Annotated in this window: 16 protein-coding genes and 1 pseudogene; 9 read left to right on the top strand and 8 right to left on the bottom strand. The window is 71.9% G+C overall.

Features of this window, described 5'->3' with window-relative positions; genetic code table 11:
- Positions 1-31: 31 nt before the first annotated feature.
- A complete protein-coding gene (locus ACFY3L_RS43575) occupies positions 32-1,831 on the bottom strand; it encodes an Hsp70 family protein (protein ID WP_389338826.1) in 1,800 nt (599 codons plus the stop codon).
- Between the two features lie 217 nt (positions 1,832-2,048).
- On the opposite strand from ACFY3L_RS43575, the gene tnpB reads away from it, so the two are divergent.
- Both tnpB and ACFY3L_RS43565 read left to right on the top strand, forming a co-directional pair.
- Positions 2,049-3,164 carry an IS607 family element RNA-guided endonuclease TnpB gene (gene tnpB / locus ACFY3L_RS43570; RefSeq protein ID WP_389338823.1) on the top strand — a complete coding sequence of 372 codons (1,116 nt, stop codon included), beginning with the start codon at positions 2,049-2,051 and terminating at the stop codon, positions 3,162-3,164.
- Between the two features lie 15 nt (positions 3,165-3,179).
- Positions 3,180-3,509: pseudogene (locus ACFY3L_RS43565) on the top strand (zinc ribbon domain-containing protein); the annotation flags it as partial.
- 27 nt (positions 3,510-3,536) lie between these two features.
- Here the strand turns inward: ACFY3L_RS43565 and ACFY3L_RS43560 are convergent.
- Both ACFY3L_RS43560 and ACFY3L_RS43555 read right to left on the bottom strand, forming a co-directional pair.
- Positions 3,537-4,817 carry a phenylacetate--CoA ligase family protein gene (locus ACFY3L_RS43560; protein ID WP_389338820.1) on the bottom strand — a complete coding sequence of 427 codons (1,281 nt, stop codon included), beginning with the start codon at positions 4,815-4,817 and terminating at the stop codon, positions 3,537-3,539.
- 36 nt (positions 4,818-4,853) lie between these two features.
- Complete coding sequence (locus ACFY3L_RS43555; protein ID WP_389338817.1) at positions 4,854-5,462, bottom strand: DinB family protein; 609 nt, start codon at positions 5,460-5,462, stop codon at positions 4,854-4,856.
- 193 nt (positions 5,463-5,655) lie between these two features.
- On the opposite strand from ACFY3L_RS43555, the gene ACFY3L_RS43550 reads away from it, so the two are divergent.
- Positions 5,656-6,012 carry an Lsr2 family protein gene (locus ACFY3L_RS43550; RefSeq protein WP_389338814.1) on the top strand — a complete coding sequence of 119 codons (357 nt, stop codon included), beginning with the start codon at positions 5,656-5,658 and terminating at the stop codon, positions 6,010-6,012.
- A gap of 91 nt (positions 6,013-6,103) precedes the next feature.
- Here the strand turns inward: ACFY3L_RS43550 and ACFY3L_RS43545 are convergent, their stop codons facing one another.
- Both ACFY3L_RS43545 and ACFY3L_RS43540 read right to left on the bottom strand, forming a co-directional pair.
- Positions 6,104-7,354, bottom strand: coding sequence for a multidrug effflux MFS transporter (locus tag ACFY3L_RS43545; protein ID WP_389338811.1), 1,251 nt, complete (start codon positions 7,352-7,354; stop codon positions 6,104-6,106).
- Positions 7,351-9,264 carry an ABC transporter ATP-binding protein gene (locus tag ACFY3L_RS43540; RefSeq protein ID WP_389338808.1) on the bottom strand — a complete coding sequence of 638 codons (1,914 nt, stop codon included), beginning with the start codon at positions 9,262-9,264 and terminating at the stop codon, positions 7,351-7,353. Before ACFY3L_RS43540 ends, ACFY3L_RS43545 begins: the two co-directional genes overlap by 4 nt.
- A 19-nt stretch (positions 9,265-9,283) precedes the next feature.
- Here ACFY3L_RS43540 and ACFY3L_RS43535 point away from each other — a divergent pair, with 19 nt between their 5' ends.
- From ACFY3L_RS43535 to ACFY3L_RS43515, 5 genes are read left to right on the top strand one after another with little or no spacing between them, the layout of a single operon-like run.
- Positions 9,284-10,444: a glycosyltransferase gene (locus ACFY3L_RS43535; protein WP_389338806.1), complete on the top strand. Its 1,161-nt coding sequence runs from the start codon at positions 9,284-9,286 to the stop codon at positions 10,442-10,444.
- Between the two features lie 42 nt (positions 10,445-10,486).
- Positions 10,487-11,425 (top strand): TIGR03557 family F420-dependent LLM class oxidoreductase, encoded by a 939-nt coding sequence (locus ACFY3L_RS43530; RefSeq protein WP_389338803.1) that lies wholly within the window; start codon positions 10,487-10,489, stop codon positions 11,423-11,425.
- A 24-nt stretch (positions 11,426-11,449) separates the two neighbouring features.
- Positions 11,450-11,776: a plasmid stabilization protein gene (locus ACFY3L_RS43525; RefSeq protein ID WP_360560965.1), complete on the top strand. Its 327-nt coding sequence runs from the start codon at positions 11,450-11,452 to the stop codon at positions 11,774-11,776.
- Between the two features lie 4 nt (positions 11,777-11,780).
- A complete protein-coding gene (locus tag ACFY3L_RS43520) occupies positions 11,781-12,626 on the top strand; it encodes a helix-turn-helix domain-containing protein (RefSeq protein ID WP_389338800.1) in 846 nt (281 codons plus the stop codon).
- On the top strand, positions 12,623-13,024 hold the full coding sequence (locus ACFY3L_RS43515) for a VOC family protein (protein ID WP_389338797.1): 402 nt from the start codon (positions 12,623-12,625) through the stop codon (positions 13,022-13,024). The genes ACFY3L_RS43520 and ACFY3L_RS43515 overlap by 4 nt, the downstream gene beginning before the upstream one ends.
- 30 nt (positions 13,025-13,054) lie before the next feature.
- Here ACFY3L_RS43515 and ACFY3L_RS43510 read toward each other — a convergent pair whose 3' ends face one another.
- Positions 13,055-13,483 carry an STAS domain-containing protein gene (locus ACFY3L_RS43510; protein WP_389338795.1) on the bottom strand — a complete coding sequence of 143 codons (429 nt, stop codon included), beginning with the start codon at positions 13,481-13,483 and terminating at the stop codon, positions 13,055-13,057.
- A 214-nt stretch (positions 13,484-13,697) separates the two neighbouring features.
- Here ACFY3L_RS43510 and corA point away from each other — a divergent pair, with 214 nt between their 5' ends.
- A complete protein-coding gene (gene corA / locus ACFY3L_RS43505; protein WP_389338792.1) occupies positions 13,698-14,714 on the top strand; it encodes a magnesium/cobalt transporter CorA in 1,017 nt (338 codons plus the stop codon).
- Between the two features lie 138 nt (positions 14,715-14,852).
- On the opposite strand, the gene ACFY3L_RS43500 is transcribed toward corA, so the two are convergent.
- Both ACFY3L_RS43500 and ACFY3L_RS43495 read right to left on the bottom strand, forming a co-directional pair.
- Positions 14,853-15,143 (bottom strand): peptidoglycan-binding domain-containing protein, encoded by a 291-nt coding sequence (locus ACFY3L_RS43500; protein ID WP_363394736.1) that lies wholly within the window; start codon positions 15,141-15,143, stop codon positions 14,853-14,855.
- A gap of 81 nt (positions 15,144-15,224) precedes the next feature.
- On the bottom strand, positions 15,225-15,968 hold the full coding sequence (locus ACFY3L_RS43495; protein WP_389338789.1) for a DUF5995 family protein: 744 nt from the start codon (positions 15,966-15,968) through the stop codon (positions 15,225-15,227).
- Position 15,969 lies beyond the last annotated feature (1 nt).

Raw genomic sequence — 15,969 nt, 5'->3', positions numbered from 1 at the left:
ATCACGGATCAGCTACTGATGCATTGCCAACTCAGCGGCACCCCCCTGGCAGGGGCTTCGGCCGAGCCACCCTGGAGTTGACGAGAGGTATGGACTGCGGTGTGGGAGTCTCGGGAGTGCTGCTCGCTTTCTTGGCTCTGTTGGCACGGACGGCGTCCAGTGCCAGACTACTGAGTCTGTCGCCCGCTTGAGCTTCGGAGGCCACGTCGATGCCGCGGCGGAGTTCCTCCTGCACGTCCGGTGCGAAGGCGACGAGCTCGCAGGGGCTCAGCAGGATTTCCCAGTGTGGACGCCAACCAGCGACGCCGGTCCGAAGTCCTTGGAACGCCGCAGCGTACCCGTCGTCGCTGACACCCACGTAGTACCTCGACCGGGCGTAGCCAAAGCCGCCGACACCGACGGCCGCGACGAGAACGGCAATCGCGAGGGCCGTGAGCAGCGCGATGCGGCGGCGCCTGCGCGACGGTGGCGACACTGCGGCAGCTTGCTGTACGGGTGGCGGGGTCCAGACCGGCCGCTTAGCCGTTATGGGCATGGAGGCCGAGGGTGGCGTCGTGGGCGTGACCATCCGGGCCGGCACGACGGAAGCTGCGGGCGTCGTCGTGGGCGGTATGCGAGTTGCCGCAGTCGGGCCCGGGGATATTGGGACTGCGGGCATCGGGGCCGAAGGAGTCGGGTAGGTGGGTGTTGGCGGCAGTGCTGGCGCCCACCGCGTGGCGGGCTTCGGCGGTGTGTCCTCGGCGGCGGTGCTGTGGTTCACGGCCGCGTGCAGACTGCCCTCGGCCACGACCAACTCCGGCTGCTCCAGCACCGTTGGTGTTACGCCCAGCCGGCGGTGCAGCAGCGACGCCGCGAGCGGCAGCCGGCTCGACCCGCCGACGAGGAACACCGTCGCCACCTGGCTCGGCTCCAGGCCAGCATCTCGCAGCACCGAGCGGGCCACGGAGATCGTGCGGTCCACGACCGGGGTCGCCAACTGGTCGAGTTGCTCGCGGCCGAGCGGCGCATCGTCGTCAAACAACGGCACGTGTACCACCGTCGAGCTTGTCCGTGACAACGCCTCTTTGGCGGTGCGGACATGGTCCCACAGCTGCATCGCGGCACGGCGGTCCGCCGTGGTGTCCGGCCGGGTGAGCCGCTGCCAACGGACCGCATCACGGGTGGCGAACACAGAGCCCAATTGCGCGATGATGGCGGCGTCGATGTCCAGTCCGCCCGCATCGTCGAGCCCGCGCGTAGCGAATACCTCAAACCCCAGGTCATTGCGGCGGCGCACGACGGTGGCGTCGAACGTCCCGCCGCCGAAGTCGTAGACCATCACCGGCGCCCCTGCTGGTACCTGGGCGCCGTGCACGCTGACGAAGTAGGCGGCCGCTGCGACCGGCTCAGGGACCAGGCTTGCGCGTGGCAGCCCTGCCGCGGCTGCAGCGGCGCTGAGCAGCCCCCTGCGGCGTGCGCCCCATACGGCCGGGTACGTCAGCACGACGCCAGCCGGCTCGGTGCCTGCGACCCGGCGGGCCTCATACACGACTCGCCGAAGCACAGCGGCGATAAGGTCCTGCACTGCAACGGCCCGTTCCCCCAGCAGCACGCGGCCCTCGTCGATACGGCGCTTCGGATGCGGCTCGAACTGCGCTGGCGCCGCGAGGGCGGCATGGACCGCGTCACGGCCGACGAGCAGCCCACCTTCCGAATTGGCGAGCACAGCGGAAGGCAACAGTGGTGTCGCGTCGAACAGGAGCGGCTTGACGCGCCCGTCCGGCCACGCCATCACCGCGGCCGTTGTTGAGGTGCCGAAGTCGACACCGACGCGATAGCCGTTCGGACGCACGAAATCACGGTACCGCGTCCGCTACCCGGTATCGATCGATCGTCCGGCCACAAGGAACGAGACCATCGGGGCATGAGGCGGATCGGCAATGCAGCGGCCATGACGGCATAGACACCGCCGCCGCGCCGCCAACCTCGATCCAACGGCTGCCACCGCCTGAACTACTTTTTCAGGTCGAAGTAACTACTGCAGGTTGAGTGCGCTTTGATACTCGCGGGTGCGCTTTGGTGAGGCTTGTCGTGCCTTGGGCGGCAGAAAAGTGTCGTATCCGTTGCGCATACTGGTCGCGAACGAGTCTGGGAGGGGGTGGTGGGGTGTGAAGACGGTGCAGGCGTACCGGTTCGCGCTGGACCTTACCCCGTCGCAGGAGCGGGCGGTGCTGGCGCATGCTGGTGCTGCGCGAGTCGCGTACAACTGGTCGCTGGCCCGGGTGAAGGCTGTGCTCGCCCAGCGCGTGGCGGAGCGCTCGTACGGTGTGCCCGAGGAGCTGTTGACGCCGTCGTCGGGTTGGTCGTTGCCGGCGTTGCGCCGGGACTGGAATGCGGTCAAGAACACGGTGGCGCCGTGGTGGCCGGAGGTGGCGAAGGAAGCGTTCAACACCGGTTTGGATGCGCTCGCCCGGGGACTGAAGAACTGGAACGACTCGCGCAAGGGCACTCGTGCGGGCCGGCCGGTCGGGTTCCCCCGGTTCAAGTCGAAGCACCGCAGCACACCGTCGGTGCGGTTCACCACGGGTGCGATCCGGGTGGAGCCGGATCGCCGGCATGTGGTGCTGCCACGGCTGGGCCGGCTCAAACTGCACGAGTCCGCACGCAAACTGGCTCGGCGTGTGGAAGCGGGCACGGCGCGGATCATGTCCGCGACGGTACGCCGCGACGCCGGCCGACGGTTCGTGGCGTTCACGGTGGAGGTCGAGCGGACCGTTCGCGCCTCCGCTGCGCCGGGCTCGGTGGTCGGGGTGGACGTCGGCGTCAGTCATCTCGCGGTGCTGTCCACCGGGGAACTCGTGCCGAACCCGCGCCATCTGGACGCCGCGCAGGCCCGGCTCCGCGCGCTGGGCCGGGCGCTGTCCCGCAAGCACGGACCGGACCGGCGCACCCGGCGGCAGCCGTCGAAACGTTGGCGGCGCTGCGTCGCCCGGCTCGGCAAGGCGCATGCGCGGGTGGCGAACCTGCGCCGGGACGTGCTGCACAAACTCACCACCCGCCTCGCGGCCACGCACGCGACGATCGTGGTCGAGGACCTCAACGTGGCTGGGATGCTGACCAACCGGCGCCTCGCCAGGCACATCGCCGACGCCGGGTTCAGCGAGATCCGCCGGCTGCTGGCGTAAAAGACGACGTGGCACGACGGGCGGCTGATCGTGGCCGACCGCTGGTATCCCTCGTCGAGGACCTGCTCGGGTTGTGGGGCTGTGAAAGCCAAACTCCTCCTGCGCGAGCGCACCTACTGTTGCACCACCTGCGGCCTCAGCCTGGACCGGGATCTGAACGCCGCGCGTAATCTCGCCGCCCTCGTGGCGGCGGGCCTGGATCCCGCCGGGAGTGGCTCGGCGGCTGGACGTGGAGCCAACCAGAAGACCCACCCCGGTGGGCAGGAGGCGAAGAAGCGTCAACCCGGCACCGTGTCAGCAGGTCAGACCGGGACCGCCCTGCCGCAAGACAGGGCAGCCGCATGAGCGCCAAAGAGCACTCAACGGCAACGGTCATCGCTGGAACTCTGAGACGACGAAGCGGCCCTTGCCGCCGGCGGTGAGCTCCAGGGCGTCGGCTCGGCGGACGGTGAGGTCGAAGGGGCGGCCGGCGGTGGCGTGCAGCCAGGCACGGGCATCGCGGGCGAGGTCGTCGAAGCCGCGGTCGGCGCGGCCGTCGGGGATGAGGAAGACGGTGATGTTGCCGGCGGAGTCCTGGCGGACCATGCACTCGGCGACGCCGGGGGTGCTGATGGCCATGCCGATGAAGGTGCCGGCGTAGATGCGCTCGCCGTCGGGGAGGACGACGTAGTCGTCGGCGCGGCCCTTGGTCAGGTGCAGGCGGGCGAAGGTCCTGCCGCACGCGCAGCGAGCGGCGTGGCGGGTGGCGCGGTCGCCGAGCCAGTACCGCAGCAGCGGCATGGCGCGCTCGCGCCAGCCGGTGACGACCACGTGGCCTTCGGTGCCGTCGGGGACGGGGTGGCCGTCGGGGTCGACGATCTCGACGTGGACGCGGTCCTCGGCGATGTGCAGCTCGCCCTCGGCGCAGTCGTACGCGATGTGCATGAGCTCGTAGGCGGAGTACTCGTTGAAGACCGGCACGCCGAAGCCCGACGTGAGCTGGTGGCGGACCTCCGGGGTCAGCAGCTCCGACTCGGTGAAGACGGCGCGCAGCGTGCGGCGCAGCGTCGCGAGCTCGTCGGGGCGCATGCCGCGCAGCAGGTCGCGGAGCATCACCGGATACCCGATGACGGCGTGCGGGCGCTCGCGCACCAGGTGCTCGACCCGGGCGCGGACCGGCAGCGCGCTGAGCACGACGGAGCGGCGGAAGACGCCGAGCTTCTGGTACCACGCGGTGTCGAGCGGGAACGGCTTGAAGTGCACCAGGCGCGACCAGGGCCGGTAGCGCCCACCGGTGGCCGCGAAGCGGCGGATGTTGCAGGCACGGTCGTGGGCGTAGTTGGCGGGGTCGTGCCACGCCTCGAGGATCTGCCCGCTGGTGCCGCTGGTGGTGTGGACGGTGACGGCGTCGCGGGCGAAGGCCGGGTCGCGGAACCGGTCCTCACCGAGCGCGAGCACGTCGGTCTTGCGCAGCATGGGCAGGCGCGTGAAGTCGGCGAAGTCGCGTGGGGTGCCGATGTCGTACCGGTCGCCGCCGTAGGCCGGGACGCGGGCGCGAGCGTGTCCGAGCGCGTCCCGCAGCCCGGCCAGGGTCAACTGGTCGAGCGTGTCCCGGTCAAGGTGCTGCGCGCGTAGCACAGCCCGGACGGAAAGAAGTCCATCGATCGTCGACATGCCGGGAAGTCTTCCAGACCGGGTCCTGGATCAATGTCATGAACTCGTCGCGGCGAGCCGGTCGGTGCGCCGGGTCGCGCCGGTCGCCCGGAACAGGTCCCGCAGCACCCCGATCTCGCCGCCGTGGTGCATCGTCTCGCGGTTGACGTGTGCGATCAGGGCGGCCATCGGCCCCGCGGAGAAATAGGCGCCCTTCGGTCCCAAAGGTGCGCTCAGCGCGGCCTCGCCGAGCGCGGAAACGTGCCCGTGCCACTCGCGGTAACTGGCGTCCAGGAACGCGACGGCATCCTTCGCGGTGTGCGGCAGGTCCGCCGGCACGTGCCGCGGGTCGAACATGTCGGCGCCGTCGCCGGCGCTTCCGTCGCCGAAGAACGTGCTGCTCCGGGTCACGAAACAACCGACGGCGATGTGCATCATGCGCCATGCGATGGTCGTCACCGGCGACGGGTCCGCGTCGCGGCTGCCGGGCTCGACGCGGTAATTCCCGGCGGGGTCGGGGCGGACCGACAGGCAGCCCGGCACCGGTTCCCAGAAGTATTCCTCGTCGGTGAGCCCTTCCAGCCTGGGCCGCAGATGCGCGTCCCAGTAGAACGCCAACTGACCGATGAGCAGGTCACCCCAAACGGGTGTGGAAGTGTTCGCCATGGGTAGAGTCTCGCCGATGCCAGGGCCATGCACAGCGGCGCACCCGGGTCGTAATTGGTCCGACACGATCGGTGATCGTGCCTATTTGAAACCGAGCGGACTTCAAATCCGCAGAATGGGCGATACTATTTTCTGCGACGACTGGCGTCCCGTCGCCGCCGTCATCCGTTTCCGTTGCCGAGGAGGCGCCGTCATGGCCAAGCGCGTCATTCAAGAACTGATCGACGACTTGGACGGCAAGCCGGCCGACGAGAGCGTGCAGTTCGGTCTCGACGGCGTGCAGTATGCGATCGACCTGTCGAAGAAGAACGCCGAGAAACTGCGCGCCGCGTTGAAGCCCTACATTTCCGCTGGCACGAAGGTCGGGCGTGGCGGGGTACCCGCGGCGGCCCGGTCGGGTTCGGGCCGTGGGCGGGGCGCCAGCCGGGGTGACCGCGACCAGAACCGGGCCATCCGCGAGTGGGCGCTCGGCGCCGGCTACCAGGTCTCCGACCGGGGCCGGATCAAGCAGGAGATCGTCGACCAGTACCACGCGGCCGCCGGCCGCTGACCACGCCGCTGATCGAACAGCGGATCCGGTCGTGATGATGACCGGATCCGCTGTTCGATCGAGCAGGCCGCGGCGGGCGTGGAAGAGCGCGTCAGTGGACGGCGGCCAGGACCGGCTCCGCGGCGTCGTCCGTGGTCACCGGCAGGGAACCGGGGCGGACGACCAGGAGCAGGGTCGCGGTCGCGGTGAGCATGCCACCGGCGATCACCACCGCCATCGCCGTCGCGCCGGTGCCCAGCACGCCGACCAGCGGCGCCGCGACCGCGCCGACCCCGAACTGGACCGCCCCGAGCAGCGCCGCCGCCGTCCCCGCCGCCTCGCCGTGGCGGGACATGGCGAGCGCCGGCGCGTTGGGCAGGGCCAGGCCGGCCGCGGTGAGGACCGCCCACAGCGCCGCCAGGAGTGCGGGCAGCCCGCCGAGGCCGGTGGCGGCCAGAAGGACCATGACCGCTCCGGCGACCGTGCCGCCCGCCAGGGCCGACCCGAGGATGCGCTGCGGCGGGTACCGGCGCAGCAGCCGCACGTTGTACTGCGTGCCGCCGATCAGTCCGACGGCGCCGGCGCCGAAGGCGAGTCCGAACTGTGCTTCGCTCAGCCCGTACACCTGCTGGAGGACGAACGAGGAGCCGCCGACGTAGGCGAAGAGCGCCGCCATCGCGAAGCCCGCCACGAGCACCAGGCCGACGAAGACCCGGTCGCGCAGCAGGGAGCCGTAGACACGCAGGATGCCGGTGATGCGGCCGGAGCGGCGGCGGGCGGGCGGGAGCGTCTCGGGCAGGGCGAGCGCCGCCAGGGCGGTGAGCAGCACCCCGAAGACCGCGAGCACCACGAAGACCCCGCGCCACTCGGTCCAGCGCAGCACGGCGCTGCCGAGGGTGGGCGCGAGGATCGGGGCGGCGCCCATGACCAGCATCAGCCGGGAGAACAGGCGGGCGAACGCGGCGCCGCTGAACAGGTCGCGCACGATCGCCATCGCGACGACCGACGACGCGGCGACGCCGAGGCCCTGCAGCACCCGCAGGCCGCCGAGGACGCCGACGTTGGGGGCGAACACGCAGGCGACCGACGCCAGCACGTGCAGGACGAGCCCGGCGAGCAGCGGCATCCGGCGGCCGACCGCGTCGGACCAGGGACCGATCGCGAGCTGGCCGAGCGCCAGGCCCGCGAGGGTGCCGGTGAGGGTGAGCTGCACCGCCGTCGAGGTGGTGTGCAGGTCGCCGGTGATGCTCGGCAGCGCCGGCAGGTACATGTCGATGGTCAGCGGGCCGATCGCGATGAGCGAGCCGAGGACGAGCACGAGACGGAGTTCATGAGCGGCAGCTCGGGCTGGGTTTGCGGTCACATCCTGTGGTCAAGCCTTTGGACAGGCGTTTCATTCCCCTGGTACGCGGTCGCCTGGAGGGCGTACAGCTGCGCGTAGAGGCCGCCGGCGGCGGTCAGCTCGTCGTGCGTGCCCTCCTCGACCAGGGCGCCGTGGTCGAGGACGTAGATCCGGTCGGCCTCGCGGACGCTCGCCATGCGGTGCGTGATCAGCACCACGGTCCGCCCGGCGGCGAGCTCCCGCAGCCGCCCGTAGACGGCGTGCTCGGCGCGCGCGTCGAGGTTCGCGGTCGGCTCGTCGCAGATCAGCAGCGGCGCGTCGCGGAAGAACGCGCGGGCGATCGCGAGCCGCTGCCACTGGCCGCCGGACAGCTCCGCGCCGTCGTTGAAGTGCCTGGAGAGCAGCGTCTGGTACTGGCGGGGCAGCTCCACGATGAAGTCGTGGGCGTCGCCGCGGCCGGCGGCCGCCTCGATCTCGGCCTGGGTCGTGGCCCGGTCGTGCCGGCCGGCCGTGATGTTCTCCGCCGCGGACAGCGGCCAGTTGGTCGGGTCCTGCATGACGACGGCGACGTGCTCCCGGACGCTGTCGGGGTCGCGCCCGGCGAGGTCGACGCCGTCCCACGCGATGACGCCGTGGTCCGGCCGGTACAGCGCGGCGAGCAGCTTCGCGAGGGTGGACTTGCCGGACCCGTTCTCGCCGACGAGCGCGATCGTCTGCCCGCGGCGGATGGTCAGGCTCACGCCGGACACCGCGGGCCGCTGCGCGCCGGGGTAGGTGAAGGTGACGCCGTCCAGGGTCAGCGTCTCGAAGCCGGCCGGCGCGGGCGGCAGGTCGAGCGGCTCGGAGCGGGCGATGGCGAGCGCGCGGAAGGACTCGTAGTCGCCGAAGTAGAGGCCCTGCTCGTAGAGGTGGTTCACCGCGAACGCGACCTGGGTGAGCGCGTTGATGCCGGTGCTGATCGCGTAGGCCGCGGCGCCGCCGACGGCGATGTCCATCCGGCCGGACAGCAGCAGCCCGAGGAGGGCGGCGTACGCGGCGCCGGTCGCGAGCGCGCCGAGCGCGTGACCGACGAGGTTGGTGCGGACCTGCGCGGAGGACACCTTGATCTGCTCGCGGGTCACCGCGTCGAGCAGGCGCCGGACCTCGGCCAGCAGGTAGCGCTGCAGGGTGAACGCGCGCAGCTCGCCGGCCTGGTCCCGCTCGGCGAGCAGCTCCGAGAGCATCCACTTGCGCCGCCACACGGCGATGAGGCGCAGCTGCTGGCGGTACCCGAGGCGGGCGGAGCGCACCGAGGCCCAGAAGTTCGGCACGACGGCCAGCACCAGCAGCGGCAGCAGGAGCGGGTGGAGCACGGCGAGGACCCCGGCCGCCGCGGCGAGCGACACGACGTTGGTGCCGAGCTCGATGGCGTGGTCGACGACCCGCTGCGCGGCGTCGATGCCGCGGTCGCGGGCCCGCTGCATCCGGTCGCGCCAGTCGGCGTCGTCGAACGTCGCCAGGTCGACCCGGGTGGTCAGCTCCAGCAGCCGCAGCTCGGCGGCCTCGTACACCTGCGGCGACAGCCTGCCCTGCGCGGCGGTCGCGGCGGCGGCCAGCAGCGTGCGGGCGGCGCCGGCGGCGACCATGACCAGCAGCGACGGCACGGCGGCGCGGATCCGGTCGGGGGTGGGGCCCTCGCGCAGCAGCCCGTCGAGGACGCCGACGACGTTGACGAGCCCGACGCCGGAGGCGACCCCGGCGGCGAGGTTGCCCACCACGACGACGGCGGTGGTGCGCCGGTCGGTCCGCCAGGCCAGGCGCCACGCCTGCAGCAGCAGCCCCGGCAGCCGGCGCACCATCCGGCCGAACGACGCCGACGCCGCCTCGGCGGTGGCGGTCAGCCAGTAGGGGACCGCGAGCTCGTCCGCCGGGTCGACGCTTTCGATCGCCATCCATCTATGGTGCCGTGCGATGGTAAACGCTCAGGTCGGCCGAACGGCCGCCGATCGGGCGGAGGTGAACCTTGCCGCGGTGCTGATCGTGCGTGACTCGGCCGCCATGCTGGACCGGTGCCTGACGTCGCTGCGTGGGGTCGTCGACCTCATCCACGTGCACGACACCGGCTCGAAGGACGACACCGCGGCTCTCGCTGCCCGCCTCGGCGCCGTCGTCAGCCACGGCACCTGGACCGGCGACTTCGCCGCCGCCCGCAACACCGCGCTCGCCGAGGCGGCCGGCGCCCGCGGCGCGCCGTGGACGCCGGCGGACTGGGTGCTCAGCATCGACGCCGACGACCGGGCCGTCGCCGTGCCCGGTAAGCTCCGCGAGGTCCTGGCCGCGACGACCGCCGACGCGCTGCTGGTCGACATCGACAACGCCCACGACGAGCTGCCCTACACGTTCCGCACGGCCCGGCTGTTCCGCCCGGCGCAGCTGCGGTGGCAGGGGCGGGTGCACGAACACCTGGTCCGCATCGCCGGCGGCACCGCGCCGGACGTGTTCGTCGACCGCGGGCACGGCACCGGCGTCGGCACCGGGCACCTGCAGGCGACGGGCACGGTGCAGGGGATCGGGATCGCGGAGTGGCCGTCGGCGCCGCGCGACGCGATCCGCCTGGAGCATCAGGGGTACGCGGACCCGGACGAACGGCGCACCAAGGCCGAACGCAACGTCGAGCTGGCCCAGGCGATGCTGGACGGGATCGCCGACGGCTCGGCGGACGGCGCCCGCGATCCGGTGCGGGTCGCGGACATCCTGCTGGACCTGGGGCGCAGCCTGGTCGGGGCGGGCCGCACCCAGGACGCCGTCGACGCGTTCGAGACGCTGCGGGAGCTGGCGCCCGGCACCCGGCAGTACGTCCTCGGCACCGACGCGCTCGCCCGGCTGCTGCTCGGCGCCGGCATGGACGAGGCGGTGCTGGTGCTGACCGCGCAGCTGCGCGGCGCCGGTGTCGCCCGCGACTACTGCGACTGGCTCGACGCGCAGGCGCTCGCGCAGCTCGGCGACGTGGCCGAGGCGTGGCGGCTGCTGCAGCCGGTGCAGCGGGTCGTCGACCCCGCCGGCCGGGTGTACCCGCCGGAGCACCTGGCCGAGCTCAAGCGCCTGCTGGACCGGCTGCACGCCATTTCCTGAGGCCCGTGCGTCGATCGTGGCCTTCTGGGTATGGGAGCAGGCATGCGAATCGGCTACTTCCTGTCCTGCGAGGAGTACACCCCGGCACAGCTGGTCGAGCAGGCGAAGCTCGCCCAGGACGCCGGCTTCACCGGGCTGTGGATCTCCGACCACTACCATCCGTGGAACGACGCGCAGGGCCAGAGCCCGTTCGTCTGGTCGTTGATCGGCGCCCTGAGCCAGGTCGTCACGATCCCGGTCACGACGGCGGTCACCTGCCCGATCATGCGCATCCACCCGGCGGTCGTCGCGCAGGCCGCGGCGACGAGCGCGGTCATGCACGAGGGCCGGTTCGTCCTCGGCGTCGGCACCGGCGAGGCGCTCAACGAGCACATCCACGGCGACGCGTGGCCGAGCGCGGCCGAGCGCCTGGAGATGCTCGAGGAGGCTGTCGCCGTGATGCGGGAGTTGTGGGAGGGCGGTTTCGTCAACCACCGCGGCACCCACTACACGGTCGAGCAGGCCCAGGTGTACACGCTCCCGGAGACCCCGCCGAAGGTGTACATGTCGGCGTTCGGGCCGAAGGCCCTGGAGCTCGCCGGGCGGATCGCGGACGGGTTCATGTCCGTGGCGCCGGTCGCGGAGCACGTCGAGGCGTTCCGCAAGGGCGGCGGCGGCGACAAGCCGGTGCAGGGCGGCTTCAAGGCCTGCTACGCGCCGAGCGAGGACGCCGCGGTGCAGATCGCGCACAGGCTGTGGGCCAACGCGAGCGTCCCCGGCGAGCTGTCGCAGGTGCTGCCGTCGCCGAAGCACTTCGAGCAGGCCTCGCAGCTGGTCACGCCGGACATGACCCGCGAGGCGATCGCCTGCGGGCCGGACCCGGCGAAGCAGGCCGCGCAGCTCAGGAAGTACGAGGACGCCGGCTTCGACGAGGTGTACGTGGCGAACATCGGACCGAACTACGCCGAGCTCATCGACCTGTACAAGCGCGAATTCCTGTGACCTTCCATTGATCGGAGGACCGGCATGCCGCAGCAGGCGTGGAGCGCCAAGCGGGAACGGCAGTACGGACACGTCAAGCGCCAGCAGCTCGCCCAGGGCCGCTCAGAAGAGGTCGCCGAGGAGATCGCGGCCCGCGTGGTGAACAAGGAGCGCGCCCGCGCCGGCGAGTCGCGGACGGCGAGCCGCACGTCGACGCAGGACATGTCGTCGGCACAGCGCGGGGCGCTGCGGGCCCGGACCACCGGCCCGGCCGGCCGCACCCGGGACCAGCTCTACGAGGAGGCGCGGCGCAAGAACGTCAAGGGCCGCTCCCGGATGACGAAGGCGGAGCTGGAGAAGGCGCTACGGTGACGGGGTGCTGTCGGAGTACGTGCGCCGTCCCGCCGGGCCGCGGGTGCGACCGTTCGCGACCTGGTACAGCGGCTATCGCGAGACCGGGGTCGTGCCCGCGGTGCACCGGGGGCTGCCGTCACCGGACCTGACGCTCATCGTCACCCTCGACGACCCGTTGCGGGTCGCGGCGCACCCTTCGGCGCAGACGCCGCCGGGGGTGTACGACACGCTGCTCGGCGGGCTGCACACGACGCCGGCGACGATCGTGCACGACGGCCGGCAGTCCGGCATCCAGATCGGCCTGTCGCCGCTCGGCGCCCGCGCCCTGCTCGGCCTGCCCGCCGGTGAGCTGGCGTCCCTGGACGTCGTCGCCACGGACGTCTTCGGCCCGTTCATCGACCTGCTGCGCGACCGGGTGCGCGCGGTGGACACCTGGGCCGAGCGGTTCCGGATCGTCGACGAGATGCTGTCGACGAGGCTCACCGACCCGGTGCTGCCCGCGCCCGAGGTGGTGCACGCGTGGCGGCTGCTGCGGGGCGGCACCGTCACCGCCGCGGCGGTGGCCCGGGAGGTCGGGTGGAGCGGGCGGTACCTCAGCAAACGGTTCAACGAGGAGATCGGCCTGACACCGAAGGCGGCCGCCAGGGTGGCCCGCTTCGACGCCGCCCGCCGCCGCCTGCAGGAGGGCGCGGACTCCCTCGCCGCGGTCGCGGCCGGCTGCGGCTACTACGACCAGGCGCACCTGACCCGCGAGTTCAGCGCCCTGGCCGGCCTCCCGCCGGCGCGGTGGCTCGCCGAGGAGGGGTTGCCGCCGTTCCGAAACGTCCAAGACCCGGACGTGCCCTGGTCGGCAGACTGGGCCGCATGACAACGACACCAGCACCGCAGGTGTGGCCGACCCTGCGCGCCACCGACGCCCGCGCCCTCATCCGGTTCCTCGTCGATGCCTTCGGCTTCCGGGAGGTCGTGGTGCACGGCGAAGGCGACCGGGTCGACCACGCCCAGCTCGCCTGGCCGCTGGGCGGCGGCATCATGCTCGGCAGCGTCCGCGACGGCGACGGAGACAGGTGGCCGCTGCGGCCCGGCACGTTCGGCGCCTACGTGGTCACCGACGACCCCGACGCCCTCTACAAGCGCGCGGCCGACGCCGGCGCAGAGGTCGTCATGGAGCTCACCGACACCGACTACGGCTCCCGCGACTTCATCGTCCGCGACCCCGAGGGCAACCGCTGGTCGTTCGGCACCTACCGCGGCGAGCCGGTCTGAGCCGCCGCTGATGATCGCCGCCGTGGCGCTTCAGGCGCTGCGGCGGCGGTCCGAGTTCATCGGCCACGGGGTGGTGGCCGTCTGGCCGGCGGCCTCCGCGTCGGTGACCAGACCGCGCGGGTCCGCGGCGAGAGCGCTTTCCAGCGTCCGGTACGTCTGGATGGTGGACAACGTCCCGCCTTCACGCAGCGTGTGGACGACCGGCGGCGCCGGCATCGCCAGGACCAGCGATCCGCCCTGCTCAAGGGCGATACCCGCGGTGACGCGCAGCATCATCACGCCGGTGCAGTCGATGGCGGTGACCTCCGCCAGGTCGATCACGATCCTGGGCTCAGGGCGCAGCAGCACCTGGGAGAGCGCGGTCTCCAGCTGCATCGCGCTGGCCGCGACCAGCGCGCCGTGACACGTCAGCACCGTCGCGGCAGCGAGTCGGTCCACCGCGAAGGTGAGAGCTGCCATGCTGCCGACGATACGGTCCGCCGTGACGGTCCGTGAACCTCTGTCCAGGTGGAGGGACCACCCGACCGGCCGGTGACTGGACAGCCGGTCGTCGTTTCGGGCGGACCGACAAGCGATTGGTCATTGGTCGGGCGGGTGTTCATGGAGGAACCCGGGTGGGTACGCAACCAGTAGCCCCCGCGAACCGTCACGCCGCGCGAAAGGTGCTTTTACGGTGCAACTGGACACCCGGCCAGCGGTCGTGGACTGCGCGTTGTACGTCGGCGGCGTCCGCCGGCCCGACGACCTGCCGCTCGCCGAACTGTACGAACGGGCCCGCGACCAACCGGACGCGTTCGTCTGGATCGGGCTGCACGAACCGGATCCGGAGCAGTTCGCCGAAGTCGAGAAGGTGTTCGGGCTGCACCCCCTCGCGGTCGAGGACGCGCTGAAACCGGTGCCGCAGCGGCCGAAGGTCGAGCGCTACGAGGACGTGACGTTCTTCGTCGCGCGGACCGCCCGGTACGTGCCGCACGAGGAGCTGACCGAGACCAGCGAGGTGATCGACACCGGGTCGATCAGGGTGTTCCTCGGCCGCCAGTTCGTGGTCACGGTGCGTCACGGCGAGGCCCATGAGCTGCGCGCCGCCCGGCAGGACCTGGAGGCCAACCCGGCGCAGCTCGCCGCCGGTCCGTGGGCGGTGCTGCACGCCGTGCTCGACCGGACCGTCGACGCCTACCTGGCCATCGTCACCGCCATCGACGCCGACGTGCAGGCCCTGGAGATGGCCGTGTTCCGTCGGGACAGCGGCATCAGCATCGAACGCGTCTACCAGATGAAGCGGGAGCTGATGGAGTTCCGCACGGCGGCGGTGCCGCTGCAGCGCCCGCTGCTGATGCTGCTGGACAAGCAGACGTTCGCCCTGGCCAAGGAGATCCGCCGGTACTTCCGCGACGTCAACGACCACCAGACGCGGGTCGTGGAGCAGATCGCCAACTACGACGACATCCTCAACTCGATCCTGCAGGCCCGCCTCGCGCAGGTGACCATCGACCAGAACGACGACATGCGCAAGATCGCGTCGTGGGCGGCGCTCGCCGCGCTGCAGACCGCGATCGCCGGCATCTACGGGATGAACTTCGTCTTCATGCCGGAGCTGCACTGGCGGTACGGCTACTTCTACGCCCTGGCGCTGATGTTCGGCAGTGGCCTGCTGCTCTACCGGGCACTGCGCCGCAACGGGTGGCTGTGACATTCGTCCGGCTGCGGCGTGTCCGGCCGTGACTTCCGTCCGGCTGCGGCGTGTCCGGCCGTGACTCTCGTCCGGCTGCGGCTTGTCCGGCTGTGACGTCGTCGGACTGCGGCGTGTCCGGCTGTGACGTCGTCCGGTTCAGGCGGCCAGGCCGAGGGAGCGCATGTGGCGGGTCTCGCGGGCGGCCCGGGTCAGCGCCTGCACGGTCCTGGGGCCGGCCACGCCGTCGATGGTGAGCCCGGCCCTGGCCTGGAAGCGGCACAGCGTGAGCGGCACGTCGGACACGGGGGAGCGCGGGTGCAGCAGGCCGATCTCGGCGAGGAGATCACGGACCTCGCGCGGGTCGGCGGGCGGTGCGGCGGTCTCGGGAGCGCTGACGGCACCGGCGAGCGCGGCGCCGACGGCCTGCAAGGTGCGGCGGACTGTCATGCCCTCAAGTGTGGTCCGCCGGGCCGCCCGCCGCGTCAGGGCTTTCGGCCACTCCGACCCTGAGTTTGCCCTGAGGCGCCCCTAGGCACCTGGAATGACGACGCCGAATCCGGTGCGGGCCAGGCGCAGCAGGACCTGTCCGGGTGCCGTGAGCGTGGCGAGCTTCGCCGCCGAGGCGTCCTCGAGCTGGCGGATGCGGGTGTCGTACGACTCCCGCCCCTGCCTCCTGGCGGCATCGAGCACGGCGGTGTTGCGCCACACCTTGGCCCGCGCCTCGGTGAGCAGCCGGCGCGTCGCGGCCCGGTTCGCCGGCGCCAGGACCCGGTCGAGCAGGCTCGGCCTGGCGGCGGCGCGCCCCTCGATCTCCTCCGCCCCGACCCGCGCGAGCAGCACCGTGTCGACGTGGACGTGGTCCCGCTCCCGGGCGGCCCGCGTTCTGGGATCGTCGAACTCGGCCGGCTCGATCACCGCGATCAGCGACTGCGGCAGGTCGTAGTTGATGTGCGCGTTCATGCCGAGCAGCACGTGCCGCAGCGCCGGCAGCCCCGGCCGCTCCCGCGCCGTGTCGAACGCGATCCGCCACGGCCGCGACACCTCCTCGCCGGTGAGGTCCGCGTCGAGCGCGTCCAGGTACAGCTCCGCGAACGCGACGTCCCACCGGTTCAGCCACGCCGCGTCCAGGAACCCGCCCCGCTCGATCTCCTCGGCGACGGCGTAGGTGGTCCGCAGGTACGTCCCGTGGAAGTGCCGCCGCGCGTCGGCTGGTGCGAGCCGGGCGAGCCCGTCCTCCATCCGGCGGATGACCGCCGCGACCGCGTCGTCCATG

The sequence above is a fragment of the Dactylosporangium sp. NPDC000521 genome, from assembly GCF_042898305.1.
GTDB lineage: Bacteria > Actinomycetota > Actinomycetes > Mycobacteriales > Micromonosporaceae > Dactylosporangium.
The sequence above is the reverse complement of the archived record's forward strand: the minus strand, read 5'-3'. Positions and strand labels throughout refer to the sequence as shown.

Excerpts from the sequence above, each read along its gene's own strand:
- ACFY3L_RS43560 (WP_389338820.1), bottom strand. The coding sequence starts at position 4,817 with ATGTCGACGATCGATGGACTTCTTTCCGTCCGGGCTGTGCTACGCGCG.
- ACFY3L_RS43555 (WP_389338817.1), bottom strand. The coding sequence starts at position 5,462 with ATGGCGAACACTTCCACACCCGTTTGGGGTGACCTGCTCATCGGTCAG.
- ACFY3L_RS43550 (WP_389338814.1), top strand. The coding sequence starts at position 5,656 with ATGGCCAAGCGCGTCATTCAAGAACTGATCGACGACTTGGACGGCAAG.
- ACFY3L_RS43540 (WP_389338808.1), bottom strand. The coding sequence starts at position 9,264 with ATGGCGATCGAAAGCGTCGACCCGGCGGACGAGCTCGCGGTCCCCTAC.
- ACFY3L_RS43535 (WP_389338806.1), top strand. The coding sequence starts at position 9,284 with ATGGTAAACGCTCAGGTCGGCCGAACGGCCGCCGATCGGGCGGAGGTG.
- ACFY3L_RS43530 (WP_389338803.1), top strand. The coding sequence starts at position 10,487 with ATGCGAATCGGCTACTTCCTGTCCTGCGAGGAGTACACCCCGGCACAG.
- ACFY3L_RS43525 (WP_360560965.1), top strand. The coding sequence starts at position 11,450 with ATGCCGCAGCAGGCGTGGAGCGCCAAGCGGGAACGGCAGTACGGACAC.
- ACFY3L_RS43515 (WP_389338797.1), top strand. The coding sequence starts at position 12,623 with ATGACAACGACACCAGCACCGCAGGTGTGGCCGACCCTGCGCGCCACC.
- ACFY3L_RS43510 (WP_389338795.1), bottom strand. The coding sequence starts at position 13,483 with ATGGCAGCTCTCACCTTCGCGGTGGACCGACTCGCTGCCGCGACGGTG.
- ACFY3L_RS43500 (WP_363394736.1), bottom strand. The coding sequence starts at position 15,143 with ATGACAGTCCGCCGCACCTTGCAGGCCGTCGGCGCCGCGCTCGCCGGT.
- ACFY3L_RS43495 (WP_389338789.1), bottom strand. The coding sequence starts at position 15,968 with ATGGACGACGCGGTCGCGGCGGTCATCCGCCGGATGGAGGACGGGCTC.